Source organism: Nonomuraea sp. NPDC003804 (assembly GCF_040610675.1).
Classification (GTDB): domain Bacteria; phylum Actinomycetota; class Actinomycetes; order Streptosporangiales; family Streptosporangiaceae; genus Nonomuraea.
The window spans coordinates 14,562-30,924 of sequence record NZ_JBEXMT010000054.1 but is presented as its reverse complement, the minus strand read 5'-3'; the positions used below and the strand labels follow the sequence as shown (position 1 = coordinate 30,924).

Genomic DNA, 16,363 nt, shown 5'->3' with positions numbered 1-16,363 from the left:
CTCGGCCGTTGACCCCCCGGGCCGCCCCGCGCCCACACCGGCACCGCCCCCCGCGCCCCCACCGCCGGCGCTGCCCACGGGTGAACCCGTGGGCAGCGCCGTGTTCCCGGTGCGCTACTTCCGGCAGGTCACAGGGACGGTGATTTCAGCGGCCGGCTTGTCGTGGCTCAGGACCTCGAACCTGACGGGTCCGTTCGGCCTGTCCTCCCAGCGCCAACCCTGCCCGATGGAGATGATGCCGTTGGCCGGGGTCGTGGTCTTCACGGCGCCCATGGGCACCCCGCCGACGACCCAGCGGTAGGTCACCTCCGTGCCCGCGGCCGCGACGAGTGCGGCGTAGATCCCGAGCTGGGGCGTCTCCACACAGTCGCCGTCGTAGCCGCTGGTCGAGAGCTCCCTGATGCGCACCGCGCCCGAGGTGTCCTCCGGAACGCAGGTCCAGGCGTAGGCCGCCTCCTTGACCGGCTCGTTCAGATTGAGGACCTCGAGCCGCACGACGCCGGTGCCGCTGCTCGTCGCCCTGTTGGTCCAGACCTCGGCGATCTCCCGGCTGGTGCCGGGTGCGAGCTCCTGCGTCTTGGTCGGGCCCGGCACGCCGTCCACGACGAAGCGGTACCGCATCGTGGTCGCGCGATCCGTCGTGACCACCCCGGACGCCTGGAGGGTCAGGTTGCCGGTGCACGTCCCCTTGAACCGAGGCGTCAGCAGGTACCGGACGGTCAGCCTGGCGGGGTCGGGCTGGGCCGCGCAGCTGAAGGTGAACACCCGCTCCGCCGGAGCGGTGCCGCCTTCGGCCTTGAGAGTCAGCTTGTGGGAGCCTCCGTCGTTGGAGGTGAGCTTCCAGGTGGCGGTGACGGCCAGAGCCCGGGGCTGCTCGCTCGCGGGGAAGTCGAGTTCCTTGGACTCCCACTGGGTGGCGTCCAGCCTCCACCAGTAGGTGACCCTCTGCGCCGGTCCCGCCGGCAGCTTGACGCGGCCGACGGCCTGGTACTCGACCGGCTCAGTGCAACGACCCGCGTAGTCACCCGGAGAGAGGTCGAAGATCTCTGCCTCCGGCTTGTGCGCCGGCGGTTGTGTGGAGGTCGGCGTGGGTGTGGGCGTGGCCGGCGTGCCCTTGCAGGTCACCTGGTAGGTGGCCCGCCCCGAGTCGTGGCCGTTCGCGTTGAGGATGTGAACGGCCTTCCACCCGCTGGTGGAGTCGCCGACGGCCAGCGGCAGTGTCACCTGGCGGACGCGGGGGCCGCCCGCGGCGAAGAAGACCGTCTCCGGCCGGCCCTCACCTGTGGCGCTGTCGATCCACTGGTAGTCGACAGTCGCAGGGGTGCGCGAGACCTGGATGGTGGCGGTGAACGTCACGGTCGTGGGGCAGGGGCCGTGGTGGACCGGCGGACCGTCGACGTGGGCGGCGGCGACCAGCGGCCTGTCCGTCCGGGCGGGCAGCAGGTGGGAACCGTCCCACACGGTGCCGGGGCCCGTACAGGTGACGTCGAAACGGGCCTTGCCGGACAGGCCGCGCCTGCCGAGGATCTCGACGGCCTGCCATCCCGAGGTGGTCCGGTCGAACGTCTGGCGCTCCTTCACCACCACCCTGCGCGCGCCGTTGACGCGGAAGCTCCTGATGACGCCCTTGCTTCCGTCGCCACGCACCCAGCGGTAGCGGACGGTTCCCGTGCCCTTGGCCGCCACCACCGCGGAGAAGCCCACCGTGGTGGGGCACTCGCCCGACTTCGCGGGGCTCGCCTTGACACTGGCCACGGCTGTCTTCACGGTGGCGGCGGCTGTCTTCGCGGGGAGGGCGGCTGTCTTCACGGCGGGGGCGGCGAGCGCCGGACTGGCGGCCAGCAGGCTGGTGAGCAGCAAACCGCTCAGCAGCATCGCTGTCCTTCTCATATGGATGTCCCTTTCTCAAGGAGGAAGGGAGACATGATGCCGACGCCCACTGGTGCCGCACTTGGCGCGACTTGTGACCGCTTCTTGCCGGCATCCTGGCCACGATCCGGCGCGCGGCCCTCAACGTCAGCACGTGTGCTGACAGCAACCACGAAAGTCCATGAACAGCAAGAAGCCCCAGACTCGCGGCACTGGCCGCGAACTGGAGCTCTGAAGCGTGGTGGACGATACTGGGATTGAACCAGTGACCTCTTCCGTGTCAGGGAAGCGCTCTCCCGCTGAGCTAATCGTCCGTATCGAGTTGTCACTCAGAGCGGAAGACGGGATTCGAACCCGCGACCCTCACCTTGGCAAGGTGATGCTCTACCACTGAGCCACTTCCGCATGGCGCTTTACCTACTTTAGCGGATCCGCGAGGTTCCGCGTGACGCCCGAGGTGGAGACGGGATTTGAACCCGTGTGGACGGCTTTGCAGGCCGCTGCCTCGCCTCTCGGCCACTCCACCAGGAGATCGTGCTCCGAGCGGAAGACGGGATTCGAACCCGCGACCCTCACCTTGGCAAGGTGATGCTCTACCACTGAGCCACTTCCGCGTGAGATCCGGCGATGTGCTCGTCGGCCACGGGAAAACCATATCGCCTTTGGAGAGTGCGCGTGCGCAGCGAGGGGCGGGGGGCCCGACTTTCATGACACGATCCGCACGTCGTCGGCCTTGACGAACATCATCCGGTGGCCGAGCTGGATCTGGTGGTAGCGGATCCTGCCGCGCACCATGACGTGCTTGGCCGGGTTGAAATGCGACGCCGCCAGATAGGTGCCCCTGACCGTCTGCCCGAGCGAGTAGAGCTGCCCCCTGCCCAGCCGGTACGGCAGCGGCGTGAGCTCCTGGAAGCGCACGCCCGGCGGGTAGGCCGACCGCTCGGGATAGGCCCTGCCGTACACCTTGACCTTGTCGTGGACGGGAGCGACCAGCGGGCCGGCGGCGCGGACGGCGGTGGGCTGGTCGGGCGGGTTGCGGAACCAGGCCTTCTGGCCGAGATACCAGATGGCCGTCCAGTCGCCGCTGGTGTCGGCGAGTGCGTAGCGCTGGCCGGCGCTGGCGCGGGCGCTGTGGTCGTAGACGCTGTAGGTGGAGGCGCCCTTCTGCCGCTTGCCGACGTCGTCGACGAGGGGCGCGTCGTCGCGCGGCTCGGTGTGCAGCCAGACGCTGGCGGCGCCCTGCGGCTCGCACAGCTTGGCGGGACGCTTGCGGACGCAGCCGACGAAGTCGGGCCGGTGGGCGTCGTAGTCGGGCTTGATGACCACGGACCTGCCGTCCTCCGCCTCGTCGCCGAGGGGGGCCTCCATCATGGCGAAGAAGCGCGCCCAGTCCCAGTAGGGTCCGGGATCGTTGTGCATGCCGGGGATGGCCGAGGCGCTCGCGCCGGGGACGTTGTCGTGGCCGATGATGTGCGCCCGGTCGAGCGGCACGTCGTACTTGTTGGCCAGGTAGCGCACCAGCCGGGCGGAGGAGCGGTACATCGCCTCGGTGTACCAGCTGCCGCCCCTGGCCATGAACCCCTCGTGCTCGATGCCGATCGAGCGGGTGTTGACGTCCCAGTTGCCCGCGTGCCACGCCACGTCCTTGGTCGCCACGTGCTGGGCGACGTGCCCGTCGCCGGACCGGATCGTGTAGTGCCAGCTGACGTACTTGGGGTCCTTGACCAGCGTGGGGATGCCGCCGTACGAGCCCTCGGTGTCGTGGATCACGATGTAGTCGATGGGCCGCTCGGTCCGCATCCTGTCGTGGTTGCCGTAGTCGTCCTTGCCGAAGCGCTTGTAGGCGGCGGGCATCCACTCGCAGGCCAGGGTGGCGGGGCACTCGGTGTTTGCGGCGGACGTCGTCCTGAACACCGGCACGGGGGCGGCCGGCAGGCGGACCAGCGAGCCGTCGTCGGTGCGGCGCTCGGCGCCCTCGCGCAGCACCTCGAACACCTCGCCGGCGAAGGACGGGCCGGCGTAGGCGGCGATGGCCTGGTACCAGGCGGTGGGCTCGGCGCTGAGCGGGGCGCCGAGCCTGCGCTGCCGGTCGGCCAGCAGCGCGGCGCCGCCCCGGATGTTGGCCGCCCGGTCGCGCCGCAGCGTCTCGGCGGGCAGCCCGGTCAGCAGCGCGGCCCGCTGCAGGGTCGGCGCGTCCTGATCGGCGGCGGCGGAGTCACCGGCGGCGGTGTCACCCGCGGCAGAGTCACCGGAGGAGGAGCCACCGGCGGCGTCACCGGCGGCGGCGTCACCGGCGGCGGTGGGGGAGCGGGCGCCGGGGTGTGCGGGCGGGTGCGCGGGGGCGATGCGCATGGGGCGCGCGTCGTCGCCGCGCGGGTCTCCCGTGTGGTCATGCCCCTCCTGCGGTACGGCCTCCGCGTCCACCAGGTGCATCGGCCCGTAACCGCCCGACACGCTGGGCCGCCCGTCGTGGGAGTCCCAGCGCGACTCGAGGTAGGAGACCCCGAGCAGCACGCTCTCCGGCACGCCGTACTCCTTGGCCGCGGCCCGGAAATCCTCCTGCGCCCCTCCCGGGGCGAGCGCGACGAGAAGTGCGGCGGCCCAGAAGAGCATGAGAACCCCCTGCGATGCGAGACCAGTCAATTACGTAGCGTAAAGGGCATGTGGCTCGTGTTTTCGAGGGGTATGGCGATCTCTGCGCGCGTTGTCAGCGCCTACGGGGCTTGCGGGCATCCCGCCTTTCGGCGTGTCGTATCCGATCGTGGGAATTCCTGCCCGATTTCGGGCAGGATGTTGGCGTGTCGTGTGATCCATGCGTAGTGTCCTGCCCTGTGCATCCCTACGAGGACCTCATCGCGCACCTGACCAGGACGAGCCAGCTCGACCCCGGTGAGGCGGCGCGCGTGGTGGCCGACGTGGTGGCCTACTTCTCCGAGCCGGTCGAGGAGTTCGTACGGCGCCGCCACGGCGAGCTGAAGTCTCGCGGCCTCACCAACGACGAGATCTTCCCGAGGATCGCGGCGGAACTACCCGTGCGGCGCGTGGCGGCTCCCGAGCTGTCGCTGCGCCAGCTGCGCAGGATCGTCTACGGATAGGAAGGTTGGCCCATGTGCGGAATCGTCGCCTATGTCGGCAGCAAGGATGCCGCGCCCATCCTGCTGGAGGGGCTTCAGCGTCTGGAGTACCGCGGCTACGACTCGGCAGGGGTGGTGGTCTCGAACAAGGGCCTCAAGCTGCGTAAGGTCAAGGGCCGCGTGGCCGACCTGGCCAAGGCCGTACCCGCCAGGTTCAAGGGCGCGCTCGGCATCGGGCACACCCGCTGGGCCACCCACGGCGTGCCGAGCGACGAGAACGCCCACCCCCACCTGTCGTCCGACGAGCGCATCGCGGTCGTCCACAACGGCATCATCGAGAACGCCGACGAGCTGCGAGCCAGGCTCGTCGCCGAGGGCGTGACCTTCGCCTCAGAGACCGACACCGAGGTGCTCGCGCACCTGATCGCCCGTACGGTGACCGAGACCGACACGCTCGAGGCGGCGGTCAGGAAGGCGCTCAAGAGCATCGTCGGCACCTACGGCATCGCGGTCGTCGACGCCGAGCGGCCCAAGGAGATCGTGGTCGCCCGCAACGGCAGCCCGATCGTCCTGGGCCTCGGCGAGAAGGAGATGTTCGCCGCCTCCGACGTGGCCGCCCTCGTCCGCTACACCCGCCAGGTCGTCCACCTCGAGGACGGCGAGCTGGCCGTCCTGACCGCCGACGGCTTCCACACCTTCGCCAGCGGAGGGCGCGAGACCGCCAAGGAGCCGCTGACCGTCGACTGGGACGCGGGCCACTACGACACCGGCGGCTACGAGCACTACCTGCTCAAGGAGATCTCCGAGCAGCCCGAGTCGATCGCCAGGACCCTGCGCGGCCGCCTCGACGAGCGCTTCCACATCGCCCACCTCGGCGGCCTCAACATGGACGCCCGCGAGACCCGCTCCTTCCGCCGGGTGAAGATCATCGGCTGCGGGAGCGCCTACTACTCCGGCCAGATCGGCGCGCAGCTCATCGAGGAGCTGGCCCGCATCCCCGCGGACGCCGAGCCCGCCAGCGAGTTCCGCTACCGCAATCCGGTCGTCGACCCCGACACCCTCTACGTCGCCATCAGCCAGTCCGGCGAGACCTACGACACGCTGGCGGCCGTCCAGGAGCTCAAGCGCAAGGGCGGGCGGGTCATCGGCATCGTCAACGCCGTGGGCAGCGCGATCGCCAGGGAGGTGGACGGCGGCATCTACCTGCACGCGGGCCCCGAGGTGTCGGTGGCCTCCACCAAGGCCTTCACCTCGACCGCGGTCGCCTTCGCCCTGCTGGCCCTGCACTTCGGCCGGGTGCACGACCTGTCGCCGGCCGACGGCCGCCGCATCGTCGAGGGGCTGCGCGAGCTGCCTGCGCAGATCGAGAAGATCCTCCAGCAGGGCGACCGCATCGCCGAGCTGGCCAGGAAGTACGCGGGGCATCCGAGCATGATGTTCGTCGGCAGGGTGCGCGGCTACCCGGTGGCCCGCGAGGGCGCGCAGAAGCTCAAGGAGATCTCCTACATCCACGCCGAGGCCTACCCGGCCAGCGAGCTGAAGCACGGGCCGCTCGCGCTGATCGGCCCCGAGCTGCCGACGGTGGCGATCGTGCCCGACGACGAGCTGCTCGACAAGAACCTCACCACGCTCGGCGAGATCAGGGCACGCGGCGGGCGGGTGCTCATGGTCGGCCATCGCGAGCCCGAGGCCAAGCTGGCCGACGACGTGATCGTGATCCCGAAGAACGAGATCGAGCTCGACCCGATCCTGCTCACGATCCCGCTGCAGATGCTGGCCTACCACGCGGCGGTCGCCCTGGAGCGCGACGTCGACAAGCCGCGCAACCTGGCCAAGAGCGTCACGGTCGAGTAGCGGAGCGGCCGTGCGGCCGTGCGGGCCGGGCGCCCGCACAGTCGCACGGCCTGCATCCCCCGGACGGCCTGCACCCTCCGGACGGCCGCCCTCCAGACGGCCTGCCCGCTTTCACGGCAGCAGCAGGCCCCAGTAGAGGGCCCAGGGGATCATCACGGCGCCCGCCGTGACGAGCAGGCCGAGCCGTACCCGCTCCGCGCGCCGCTCGGCCGCGCGCCAGGCGCGGGCGGTCAGGACGGTGGTGACGGCGACGGTCACCGTCAGCGCCTGCAACGCCAGCCAGAGCACGGGCCGTCCCGCCAGCACGGGGCCGGGCTGGGCCAGCTTGCCACCGGTCATGATCACGTAGGTCAGGTACGCGAAGCCGCCGATCACCACGACCAGACCGGAGGCCGCCAGCACCCTCGGCGCCGCCCCGGCTCTCCTCGCGCCGGATCCGCCCGCCCCGGCCCACCGCGCCCCGGCTCCCTTCGCGCCGGATTCCTCCGCCCCGGATCCTCCGGCGCCGGAGGCCGCCGCGCCCGGACGCCCTGTGCCGGAGGCCGCCGCGCCTGGACGCCCGGAGGCCCCTTCGCGGGATCCCCGTGCGCCCGAAGCCGTGGCCAGGCCCCTGATCCGTCGGGCGGCCGCGGTGAGCGGGTAGCCGAGGAAAGCGGTCAGGAACAGCAGCAGCGCCGCGGTCTGCACGGGCGCCGACTCCCACCAGGCGGGCGGCGGCACCGCGACGGTCGCCGAGGCCTGGTGCGCCCGGGGGGCGCCGGGCGGCGGGCTCGTCCGCGGCGCCCGGCCCGTGGCGACGTCCGACACCCAGGAGCCGACCAGGTCGGCGTAGCCGGGGGCCAGTTCGGGCCGCCGGGTGACGCCGCCGTCGGAGGTCAGGTGGGCGGCGTGCTCGGCGCCGGGGAACAGCCGGAGCGTCACGTGCTCGTTGCCGCCCTCGGCCAGGGCCCGCGCCATCAGCGGCGGGCTCTCCCGCGGCGGGGTGAGCAGGTCGTGGGTGCCCCAGATGGCGAGGACCGGCTGGCGGACGGCGCGCAGTACGGACAGCGGGTCGTGCCACGGCTCGGGGAACAGCCCGCCGGCGGAGATCGCCCGGTACAGCGTGGGGACCGCCCTGCCGGGCAGGGACCCGGACACGCCCGCCTTGCGCAGGCCCGCCATGACCGCCCACGACTGCTGGCGCAGCGGCTCGAGGGAGTTGGCGCCGACCAGCACGACGAACGCCACGTCCCGGGAGCGGGAGGCGGCCAGCGGCACCACCCATCCGCCCTCGCTCAGCCCCCAGAGCCCGACCTTGCCCGGGTCCACCCCGGTCTGCCGGCGCAGCGCCGCCACCGCGCCGAGCGCGTCGTCGGCCAGTTGCGAGTAGGAGCGCCGGAAGGTCGAGTAGCCCGCCGCCCGCTTGTCGTAGACCAGCACCGCCATGCCGCGCCTGGCGAACTCCACGGCCTCGGTCATGAGCTTGGTCCTGGGGGTGCCGGCGCCGGCCCCGTGCACGAGCACCATCCCCGGCAGCGCGCCGCGCCGGTTCCTGGGGGCCAGGACCGTGCCGTGCAGGGTGAGCCCGCTGCCGGCGAAGCTCACCTCCGTCGCCGCCAGGTCGCCGGGCACGGGTACGGCGGGCGGGGCCGGGGGCGGGGCCGAGGGCGCGGCCTGAGCCGCCCCGGCCAGGCCGAGTGCCGCTAAGAGCGCCAGCACCGCCGGCATCACTGTCTTCGCGAATCGCGTCATATTGCCGAAGATAGTCTGCAGAGAACTCTCGGCAAAGAGATGTCTGCAGAAATCCTTCTGGAGTACTAGGGTGATCGTCATGAAGGATGACGAGCCCTGGGTTCTGGACGATCCAGGCAAGCTGAAGGCCCTGGCCCATCCCATGCGCCGCGCCATGCTGCGCCACCTCGGCCTGCACGGCCCGGCCACGTCCACGACGCTCGGCTCGCTGCTCGACGCCAAGACCGGGACGACCAGCTACCACCTGCGCCAGCTGGAGAAGTACGGATTCATCGAGGAGATCCCCGAGCGGTCCACCGGGCGCGAGCGGTGGTGGCGCAGGGCGGAGACGGGCGACATCAGGCTGCCGCTGCCCGCCCAACTCGCCCCTGGGGACCGCCCGGTCCTCGCCGAGTTCCACCGGATCGGGCTGGAGGAGGACAAGCAGATCCTCCTGGAGCAGCTGCCCGCCGCCTACCAGGCCGACCCCGCCTGGGTGAAGGTGTCGCGCGCGCTCGGCCGGATGCGGCTGGACGAGCTGGAGGACTTCTTCGAGGAGTACATCCTGCTGCTGAAGAAGTACGGCCGGCGGGCCGCCGACGCCCCGCCGGAGGCCAGGCCCCTCCACATCCGGCTGCTCGCCGTTCCCGCCGACCTGCCCGCCACCCCCGACGTGTGACGCAAGGTGATCATCCAATAACATCCTGTACAAGGGTTGGGGGCGACGGGGAGGGGCGCGCATGCGCCGTCGGGAGTTCGTGGCAGCGTTCGTGCCGGGGACGGTGGCCGCGCTGGCGTGCCTGGCCGGGTGCGGCGCCACGGTCCCCCGGCAGGGAGCCAGCTTCACCGTCGTGCCGGGCGGAGAGGCGTGGATCCCCGTCGCGAAGGTCCTGGCGGGCCAGTTCAGATACAGCGGCGTCGCCGACGGCGGGACCTCGCTGACCGTGACGGGCCTGCCCGCGCTCGCGACCGCCCTGCGCAACGGCTCCAAGGCGGCCGGCACCCCGCTGGCCAGGCTGGTGGGCGACGTCGAGGTGCTGGTCGTGCCCGCCGCCTCGCTGCTGCGCGGCTTCGACGACTTCGCCGGGCGGCTGCTCGCCGACCCCGGCGCCACGGTGCTGGCGGGCCGGCCGCAGGGGGGCACCGACCACCTGCTGTTCGGGCTGGTCGCGCGCGGGCTCGGCGCCGACGCCAGGGTGCTCGACTACGCCGGCTATCCCACCACGCACGACGCCGCCGCGGCGCTGCTCGTGGGCCGGGCCGCCGTCGCCGCCGGGCCGCTCGGCGACTGGCGCAAGCGCATCGACAAGGGCCAAGTCAGGGTGCTGGCCGTCTCCTCCGCCGAACCGGTCGACGGCATCGAGGCGCCGACGCTGCTGGAGTCGGGTGTGCGGGTCGACTTCGCCGACTGGTGCGGGGTGCTCGGGCCGGGGGAGATGACCGAGCGCGAGCACGCCCAGGCGGTCGCGATCCTCGAGGAGATCACCGGGTCCCGGCAGTGGGCGGATGCGTGCCGTACGAGAGGGTGGAAGCCGATTCCCCTCAGCGGCGGCGACTTCGGCGTGTGGCTCGGGTCGGAGACCGAGCGGACCCGTGAGGTGCTCAAGGACCTCGGCCTCATCGACATGTTGGGGTAGTTGCGCCCGCGGCCACTAGATGTAGGATCCTGCTCGTCGCTGGTTCGCCCGATCAGGGCGGAGCAAAAAGGGAAGCCGGTGCGAATCCGGCGCTGCCCCGCAGCGGTGAGCGGGAACGACCGCCGTCACGACGCACTGGGCCCATGGCCTGGGAAGCGACGGCCAGTAGGAAGCTGACGAACGCCCGCGAGTCCGAAGACCTGCCAGCGGTGTGACCTGTCCATGGCCTCGAGGGAGGGCCGGGGGCCTCGCGGCATGCCCGCGCGCTCTCGCCTGCCCTCACGAGGCCGAGCTCGCGAGGAGAGAGCGTGACGCAGACCGTAGAGGTGGATCGCCGGCTGGCCATCGAGGAGGCCGCCGCCAGGGTGATCGCCGATCCGGAGAACTCCAAGGTGGCCGCCAGGCTGCTGGCCGAGGAGATCGCCGACGAGGCCGCCGCGCACGGCGTGCGGACCTTCTCCGAGTCGATCGCGGCCACCCACGCCGCCGGCCTGCTCCAGGACGGGCTGGCCGCCTTCGTGGCCGCCCACGCCGCCGCCCTCGACGCGCTGGTGGACGAGAGCGCCGACGACAGGTTCGAGTACTTCGGGCTGCGCACCGTCTACGACCGCTACCTGCTGCGCCACCCCGACACGCGCGGCGTGCTCGAGCGCCCGCAGCACTTCCTGCTGCGCGTGGCGTGCGGCCTTTCCGCCTCGGTCGCCGAGGCCGCCGAACTGTACGCCCTGATGTCCACGCTGTCCTACCTGCCGAGCTCGCCCACCCTGTTCAACTCGGGTTCGCGCCGCGCGCAGCTGTCGTCCTGCTTCCTGCTCGACTCGCCGCGCGACGACCTCGAGGGTATCTACGAGCGCTACGGCCAGGTCGCCAGGCTCTCGAAGTACGCCGGGGGCATCGGCATCGCCTGGACCAGGGTCCGCTCCCGGGGCTCGCTCATCCGCGGCACGAACGGCCACTCCAACGGCATCGTCCCCTGGCTGCGCACGCTCGACTCCAGTGTCGCCGCAGTCAACCAGGGCGGCCGCCGCAAGGGCGCGGCCTGCGTCTACCTGGAGACCTGGCACGCCGACATCGAGGAGTTCCTCGAACTGCGCGACAACACCGGCGAGGAGGCCCGCCGCACCCACAACCTCAACCTCGCCAACTGGGTGCCGGACGAGTTCATGCGCCGCGTCGAGGCCGACCAGGTGTGGTCGCTGTTCGACCCCAAGGAGGTGCCGCACCTCACCGACCTGTACGGCGAGGCGTTCGACGACGCCTACCGGGCCGCGGAGGCGGCCGGCCTGCACACCCGCCAGATCCCGGCCCGCACCCTCTACGGCCGGATGATGCGCACGCTCGCGCAGACCGGCAACGGCTGGATGACCTTCAAGGACGCCGCCAACCGCGCCTCCAACCAGACCGCGCGCCCGGAGAACGTCATCCACCTGTCCAACCTCTGCACCGAGATCCTCGAGGTCACCAGCGACGGCGAGACCGCCGTCTGCAACCTCGGCTCGATCAACCTGGCCGCCCACCTGGCCGGCGGCTCGATGGACTGGGCCCGGCTGCGTGCCACCGTGCGGACCGCGGTGCGCTTCCTGGACAAGACGATCGACCTGGGCTTCTACCCGACGCCGGAGGCCGAGACCGCCAACCTGCGGTGGCGGCCGATCGGGCTCGGCGTGATGGGCCTGGCCGACGTGTTCTTCTCGCTGCGCCTGCCGTTCGACTCGGCCGAGGCGCTGGCGCTGTCCACGCGCATCGCCGAGGAGATCGCGCTGGCCGCCTACGACACCTCCGCCGACCTGGCCGTCGAGCGCGGGCGCCACCCCTCCTACGGCGACACGAGGGCGGCCCAGGGGGTGCTGCACCCCGACCACTTCGGCGCCGGCGACTCGCCCGCGTGGACGGCCCTGCGCGCCAAGATCGACCGGACCGGCCTGCGTAACTCCCTCATGATCGCCATCGCGCCCACCGCGACGATCGCCTCGATCGCCGGATGCTACGAGTGCATCGAGCCCCAGGTGTCGAACGTCTTCAAGCGCGAGACCCTGTCCGGCGAGTTCCTGCAGGTCAACCGGTATCTGGTCGCCGACCTGCAGCGGCTCGGGCGGTGGACGCAGGAGATGCGCGACGAGATCAAGCGGGCCGACGGGTCGGTGCAGGACATCCCCGGGATCCCGGCCGAGCTCAAGACGCTGTACCGGACCGCGTGGGAGCTGCCGCAGAAGGCGCTCATCGACCTGGCGGCGGCGCGGACGCCGTACATCGACCAGTCGCAGTCGCTGAACCTGTTCATGGCCACGCCGACGATCGGGAAGCTGTCGTCGATGTACGCCTACGCCTGGAAGCAGGGGCTGAAGACCACCTACTACCTGCGCTCGCGCCCGGCGACGAGGATCGCCCAGACGACCGTGCAGGCGACCGCTCAGCCCGCCCCCGAGCCCGCCTTCACGGTGAGCGAGGCCGTCGCCTGCTCGCTGGAGAACCCCGAGATCTGCGAAGCCTGCCAGTAGGCCCTCGCCCGCCGCGCCGACGACGACCCACCGCAAGGAGAACCACGTGCTGCTCGACCCCGGCATGGACCTGACGCTGCGCCCGATGCGCTACCCCGACTTCTACGAGCGCTACCGGGCGGCCATCCGCAACACCTGGACGGTCGAGGAGGTGGACCTGCACAGCGACCTGGCCGACCTGGCCAGGATGACGCCCCAGGAACGCCATCTCATCAACCGGCTGGTCGCCTTCTTCGCCACCGGCGACTCGATCGTCGCCAACAACCTCGTGCTCAACCTCTACCAGCACGTCAACGCCCCCGAAGCCCGCCTGTACCTGTCCAGGCAGCTGTTCGAGGAGGCGGTGCACGTGCAGTTCTACCTGACGCTGCTCGACACCTACCTGCCCGACCCGGATGAGCGCGTCAAGGCCTTCGCCGCCGTCGACAACATCCCCTCCATCCGCGACAAGGCCGAGTTCTGCTTCCGCTGGATCGACTCCCTGGCCGACCTGCGGCGGCTGGAGACCAGGGCGGACCGCCGGGCCTTCCTGCTCAACCTCATCTGCTTCGCCGCCTGCATCGAGGGCCTGTTCTTCTACGGCGCCTTCGCCTACGTCTACTGGTTCCGCTCCCGCGGCCTGCTCGGTGGCCTGGCCACCGGCACCAACTGGGTCTTCCGTGACGAGTCGATGCACATGGAGTTCGCCTTCAGCGTCGTCGACACCGTGCGCGCCGAGGAGCCCGACCTGTTCGACGACAAGCTCGGCGAGCAGGTCACCAGGATGATCGAGGAGGCGGTGGCGGCCGAGCTGGCCTTCGCCCGTGACCTGTGCGGCGATGGCATGTCGGGAATGACCGTCGAGCAGATGCGCGAGTACCTTGAGTACGTGGCCGACCAGCGGCTGCGCCGCCTCGGCCTGCCCGTCAGGTACGGAACCGCCAACCCCTTCGCGTTCATGGAGCTGCAGGACGTGCAGGAGCTGGCGAACTTCTTCGAGCGCAGGGTGTCGGCATACCAGGTCGCGGTCGAGGGCAATGTGACCTTCGACGAGACATTCTGAGACATTAGGGGGCATGATCGTGGCGCCGGTGAACTGGCTCATCCTGATCGCATCCGTCCTCGGAGCGGTCGTCTGCGTCGAGCTGGTTCGCAGGCTCCTCCTGAGAGCCGCCCGTACCTGGGACTTCGTCGGGCATCTGGTGCGCAGGTGCACCTGGCCGGCGTTCGCCGTGGCGTCGGTGGTGGCCTTCAACACCGCGTTCGTCCCCAGCATGGTCGGCAGCGCGGCGCTGCCCATCGTCGAGCGTCTCACCGGCGTTCTCACCATCGCCGCGTTCACCTGGCTGCTCATCCAGGCCGCCTACGCGGTCACCGACGTCGTCCTCGACCGGCTCGAACAGGTCGAGGAGAACAACCGCAGAGCCAGGCGGGCCAGAACGCAGATCGCGCTGGTCCGCAGGGCCGCCGCGGCGGTGATCATCGTGATCTCCTTCGGCGCCGCGCTGTTCACCTTCCCCGAGGTGCGCGCGCTCGGCGCCGGACTGCTCGCCTCGGCCGGCATCGCCGGCGCGATCGTCGGCATCGCGGCGCAGTCCACGATCGGCAACATGCTCGCCGGGCTGCAGCTCGTCTTCAGCGACGCGCTGCGGCTCGACGACGTGGTGGTGGTCAACGGCGAGTGGGGCAGGATCGAGGAGCTCACGCTCACCTACGTCGTGGTCCGCTCGTGGGACGAGCGGCGTCTGGTCTTCCCCGTCTCCTACTTCACCCAGAACCCGTTCGAGAACTGGACCAGGCACGGCAGCAGGGTCATCGGCCACGTCTACTTCCGCGTCGACTGGTCGGTGCCCGTACCTGAGCTGCGCGAGGAACTGCACCGCTTCATCAAGGACCACCCGCTGTGGGACCAGAAGGACTGGACCCTCCAGGTCACCGACATCCTGCCCAACGGTCTGGTGGAGCTGCGGGCACTGATGAGCGCGGCCGACTCGGCCTCGGTCTGGGACCTGAAGGCCGACGCCCGCGAGCACCTCGTGGCCTACCTGAAGGCCCACCACCCGCACGCGCTGCCCCGCTTCCGGGTGGAAAGCTCCTCCTACGGCGCCTTCGCCGACTCAGGCCCCGGAGGCTGGCCGAAGGACCCGCGTAGCGCCCGCGATCAGCGCGGTGGCCAGCACCCAGCCTGAGACCACCAGCGTCCACGCCACCCAGGCCGTCCACCCGGCCGGCTCGTACGCGCCGCGCACCTCGAACACGCTCACCGGCACCAGCAGGTCGAGCGAGTAGACGAACGCGTTGAACGTGCGCACCTGGTCAGGGTCGACCTGGACGGGCGGAACGCGGGTGAAGATGACCGTCCCCGCGGTCAGCAGGATCGCCGCCCACAGACCCGCCAGCCACGAGCGGTAGCCGTAGCCCACCATGACGTCGAGCAGCCGCCCCCACACCCTGCCCGCCGGCCGCAGGGTGCCGCGCCGCCGCCGTTGCTTGGCCAGCAGCACCCGCCGCGCCTCCGGCTCGTGCCCGATGCGCCGGTACCACGAGGCCAGCTGCTCGTACGGCTGCGGCCGGTACCCGCCGGGGTCGTGGCCCAGCCAGCCGAGCCGTTCGGCCAGTGACCAGGGACCGCGCAGCGACTCGTAGGTCAGGCCGTTGAGCCGCACCGCGCCCGGATAGGCGTCGGGGGAGTCCAGCAGCACCCCGAAGCGCGAGTAGCCGAAGTTGACCTCGCCCTCGATCACGTCGGGCCGCATGATCACCTCGTCCGCCTGCATGTGGCTGAGGTGCAGCGCCCAGCCCTCCGCCCGAAGCTCTGCGTGGTGGAAGGACAGCACCCCGTCGACGCGTGCGCCGCGCATCCTGATCGTGCCGTCCGCCCGGAAGCCGGCGCTGAGCTCGGCGGTGCCCGCGGTCATGAAGTCGGCGTTGACCGCGCCGACGTGCGCGCCCTCCAGGTACAGGCCGCCGGGGAAGGTACCGCCGATCAGCCGCAGGCCGCCGTGGGCGCGCAGCCCGCGCAGGAAGGTGCCGCCGCCGACCGACAGGCCGCCCGCCCACAGCGCCCACTCGTGCATCGTGTCAGTGACGCCGCCCTCGGGCTCGCGGACGTCGCCGTGGGCCGACTCCGAGGTCGAGGTGCGCGGCCGCGGCGCGATGATCGTCGTCCTGGACAGGCGGCACTGGCCCTCCACCCGCGCGTTGTCCAGGCGCACGCCCGCGTGCACCGTCGAGCCGTCCAGCTCGAACAGGCCGTCCACCTTCATCCGCGAACCCTTGACCCTGGCCAGCTCGCAGCCGCGCAGCCGGACACCTCTGGCGGTGGCGTCGGACAGGTCGACGGGCTCGGCCAGGTGGCAGTTGAGCAGGTAGAGGGTGGCGTCGATGGTCGCGCCGGACAGGTCGAGGGCGCCGACCACCCTGGCGCCCGCCAGCCGTACCCCCGCCACCCGGCCGGGGGTGCGCTCGACCGCGCCGAGCAGCAGCGCCGCGATCACCTCGGCCCGCACCTCGCGCTCGCGGCCCCACCGATCGGCCTGCGCCGGGTCGTCGAGTTCCCTGTCGCCCGTGCGCAGGTCCACCCACGCCCCCGTGGGAAAGGCCCGCCACAGGCGGCGTTCGGCGGCGGATAATCTGCGCACGGACCAGATTTTATTCTGTGGCGGACACGCGAATTGCCATTTAGTTTTGTGGTGTTCGCGAGAAAGAAGACGGTCCAAGCCGACAGGCTTTTTCTTTCTCA

General features: G+C 71.2%; 11 protein-coding genes, 4 tRNA genes and 1 riboswitch. Of the genes, 7 read left to right on the top strand and 8 right to left on the bottom strand.

Annotation, left to right across the window (positions count from 1 at the left end):
- Window positions 1-114: 114 nt before the first annotated feature.
- The 6 genes from ABZX22_RS43320 to ABZX22_RS43295 form a co-directional block, all read right to left on the bottom strand.
- Complete coding sequence (locus tag ABZX22_RS43320; protein WP_354922570.1) at window positions 115-1,890, bottom strand: hypothetical protein; 1,776 nt, start codon at window positions 1,888-1,890, stop codon at window positions 115-117.
- A gap of 218 nt (window positions 1,891-2,108) precedes the next feature.
- Window positions 2,109-2,183 (bottom strand) — tRNA-Val (locus ABZX22_RS43315).
- 19 nt (window positions 2,184-2,202) lie between these two features.
- Window positions 2,203-2,274 (bottom strand) — tRNA-Gly (locus ABZX22_RS43310).
- A gap of 50 nt (window positions 2,275-2,324) precedes the next feature.
- Window positions 2,325-2,395: transfer RNA gene (locus ABZX22_RS43305), tRNA-Cys, on the bottom strand.
- 16 nt (window positions 2,396-2,411) lie between these two features.
- Window positions 2,412-2,483, bottom strand: a tRNA-Gly gene (locus ABZX22_RS43300).
- A gap of 91 nt (window positions 2,484-2,574) precedes the next feature.
- Complete coding sequence (locus ABZX22_RS43295) at window positions 2,575-4,512, bottom strand: N-acetylmuramoyl-L-alanine amidase (protein ID WP_354922567.1); 1,938 nt, start codon at window positions 4,510-4,512, stop codon at window positions 2,575-2,577.
- Window positions 4,513-4,700: 188 nt separating this feature from the next.
- Here ABZX22_RS43295 and ABZX22_RS43290 point away from each other — a divergent pair, with 188 nt between their 5' ends.
- Window positions 4,701-4,964: a hypothetical protein gene (locus tag ABZX22_RS43290; protein ID WP_354922564.1), complete on the top strand. Its 264-nt coding sequence runs from the start codon at window positions 4,701-4,703 to the stop codon at window positions 4,962-4,964.
- A gap of 12 nt (window positions 4,965-4,976) precedes the next feature.
- Window positions 4,977-6,797 (top strand): glutamine--fructose-6-phosphate transaminase (isomerizing), encoded by a 1,821-nt coding sequence (glmS, locus tag ABZX22_RS43285; RefSeq protein ID WP_354922561.1) that lies wholly within the window; start codon window positions 4,977-4,979, stop codon window positions 6,795-6,797.
- A 111-nt stretch (window positions 6,798-6,908) separates the two neighbouring features.
- On the opposite strand, the gene ABZX22_RS43280 is transcribed toward glmS, so the two are convergent.
- Entirely contained in the window at window positions 6,909-8,528 is a 1,620-nt protein-coding gene (locus ABZX22_RS43280) for a prolyl oligopeptidase family serine peptidase (RefSeq protein ID WP_354922558.1), read from the bottom strand.
- A 79-nt stretch (window positions 8,529-8,607) separates the two neighbouring features.
- Here ABZX22_RS43280 and ABZX22_RS43275 point away from each other — a divergent pair, with 79 nt between their 5' ends.
- The 5 genes from ABZX22_RS43275 to ABZX22_RS43255 all read left to right on the top strand — a co-directional run bounded on the left by ABZX22_RS43275 (window position 8,608) and on the right by ABZX22_RS43255 (window position 14,810).
- Window positions 8,608-9,186: a helix-turn-helix domain-containing protein gene (locus ABZX22_RS43275; RefSeq protein WP_354922556.1), complete on the top strand. Its 579-nt coding sequence runs from the start codon at window positions 8,608-8,610 to the stop codon at window positions 9,184-9,186.
- Between the two features lie 61 nt (window positions 9,187-9,247).
- Window positions 9,248-10,144: a tripartite tricarboxylate transporter substrate-binding protein gene (locus ABZX22_RS43270; RefSeq protein WP_354922553.1), complete on the top strand. Its 897-nt coding sequence runs from the start codon at window positions 9,248-9,250 to the stop codon at window positions 10,142-10,144.
- A gap of 23 nt (window positions 10,145-10,167) precedes the next feature.
- Window positions 10,168-10,367, top strand: a riboswitch (cobalamin riboswitch).
- A gap of 85 nt (window positions 10,368-10,452) precedes the next feature.
- Window positions 10,453-12,642 carry a ribonucleoside-diphosphate reductase subunit alpha gene (locus ABZX22_RS43265; protein WP_354922551.1) on the top strand — a complete coding sequence of 730 codons (2,190 nt, stop codon included), beginning with the start codon at window positions 10,453-10,455 and terminating at the stop codon, window positions 12,640-12,642.
- A gap of 46 nt (window positions 12,643-12,688) precedes the next feature.
- Window positions 12,689-13,684, top strand: coding sequence for a ribonucleotide-diphosphate reductase subunit beta (locus tag ABZX22_RS43260; RefSeq protein ID WP_354922548.1), 996 nt, complete (start codon window positions 12,689-12,691; stop codon window positions 13,682-13,684).
- Window positions 13,685-13,697: 13 nt separating this feature from the next.
- Entirely contained in the window at window positions 13,698-14,810 is a 1,113-nt protein-coding gene (locus ABZX22_RS43255; protein ID WP_354922545.1) for a mechanosensitive ion channel domain-containing protein, read from the top strand.
- Here ABZX22_RS43255 and ABZX22_RS43250 read toward each other — a convergent pair.
- Window positions 14,739-16,262 (bottom strand): hypothetical protein, encoded by a 1,524-nt coding sequence (locus ABZX22_RS43250; protein WP_354922542.1) that lies wholly within the window; start codon window positions 16,260-16,262, stop codon window positions 14,739-14,741. The two genes, ABZX22_RS43255 and ABZX22_RS43250, sit on opposite strands and share 72 nt — an antisense overlap.
- Between the last annotated feature and the right edge of the window lie 101 nt (window positions 16,263-16,363).

Coding starts and splice junctions, on each gene's coding strand:
- ABZX22_RS43320 (WP_354922570.1), bottom strand. CDS start 1,890: ATGAGAAGGACAGCGATGCTGCTGAGCGGTTTGCTGCTCACCAGCCTG.
- ABZX22_RS43255 (WP_354922545.1), top strand. CDS start 13,698: ATGATCGTGGCGCCGGTGAACTGGCTCATCCTGATCGCATCCGTCCTC.
- ABZX22_RS43270 (WP_354922553.1), top strand. CDS start 9,248: ATGCGCCGTCGGGAGTTCGTGGCAGCGTTCGTGCCGGGGACGGTGGCC.
- ABZX22_RS43275 (WP_354922556.1), top strand. CDS start 8,608: ATGAAGGATGACGAGCCCTGGGTTCTGGACGATCCAGGCAAGCTGAAG.
- glmS (WP_354922561.1), top strand. CDS start 4,977: ATGTGCGGAATCGTCGCCTATGTCGGCAGCAAGGATGCCGCGCCCATC.
- ABZX22_RS43280 (WP_354922558.1), bottom strand. CDS start 8,528: ATGACGCGATTCGCGAAGACAGTGATGCCGGCGGTGCTGGCGCTCTTA.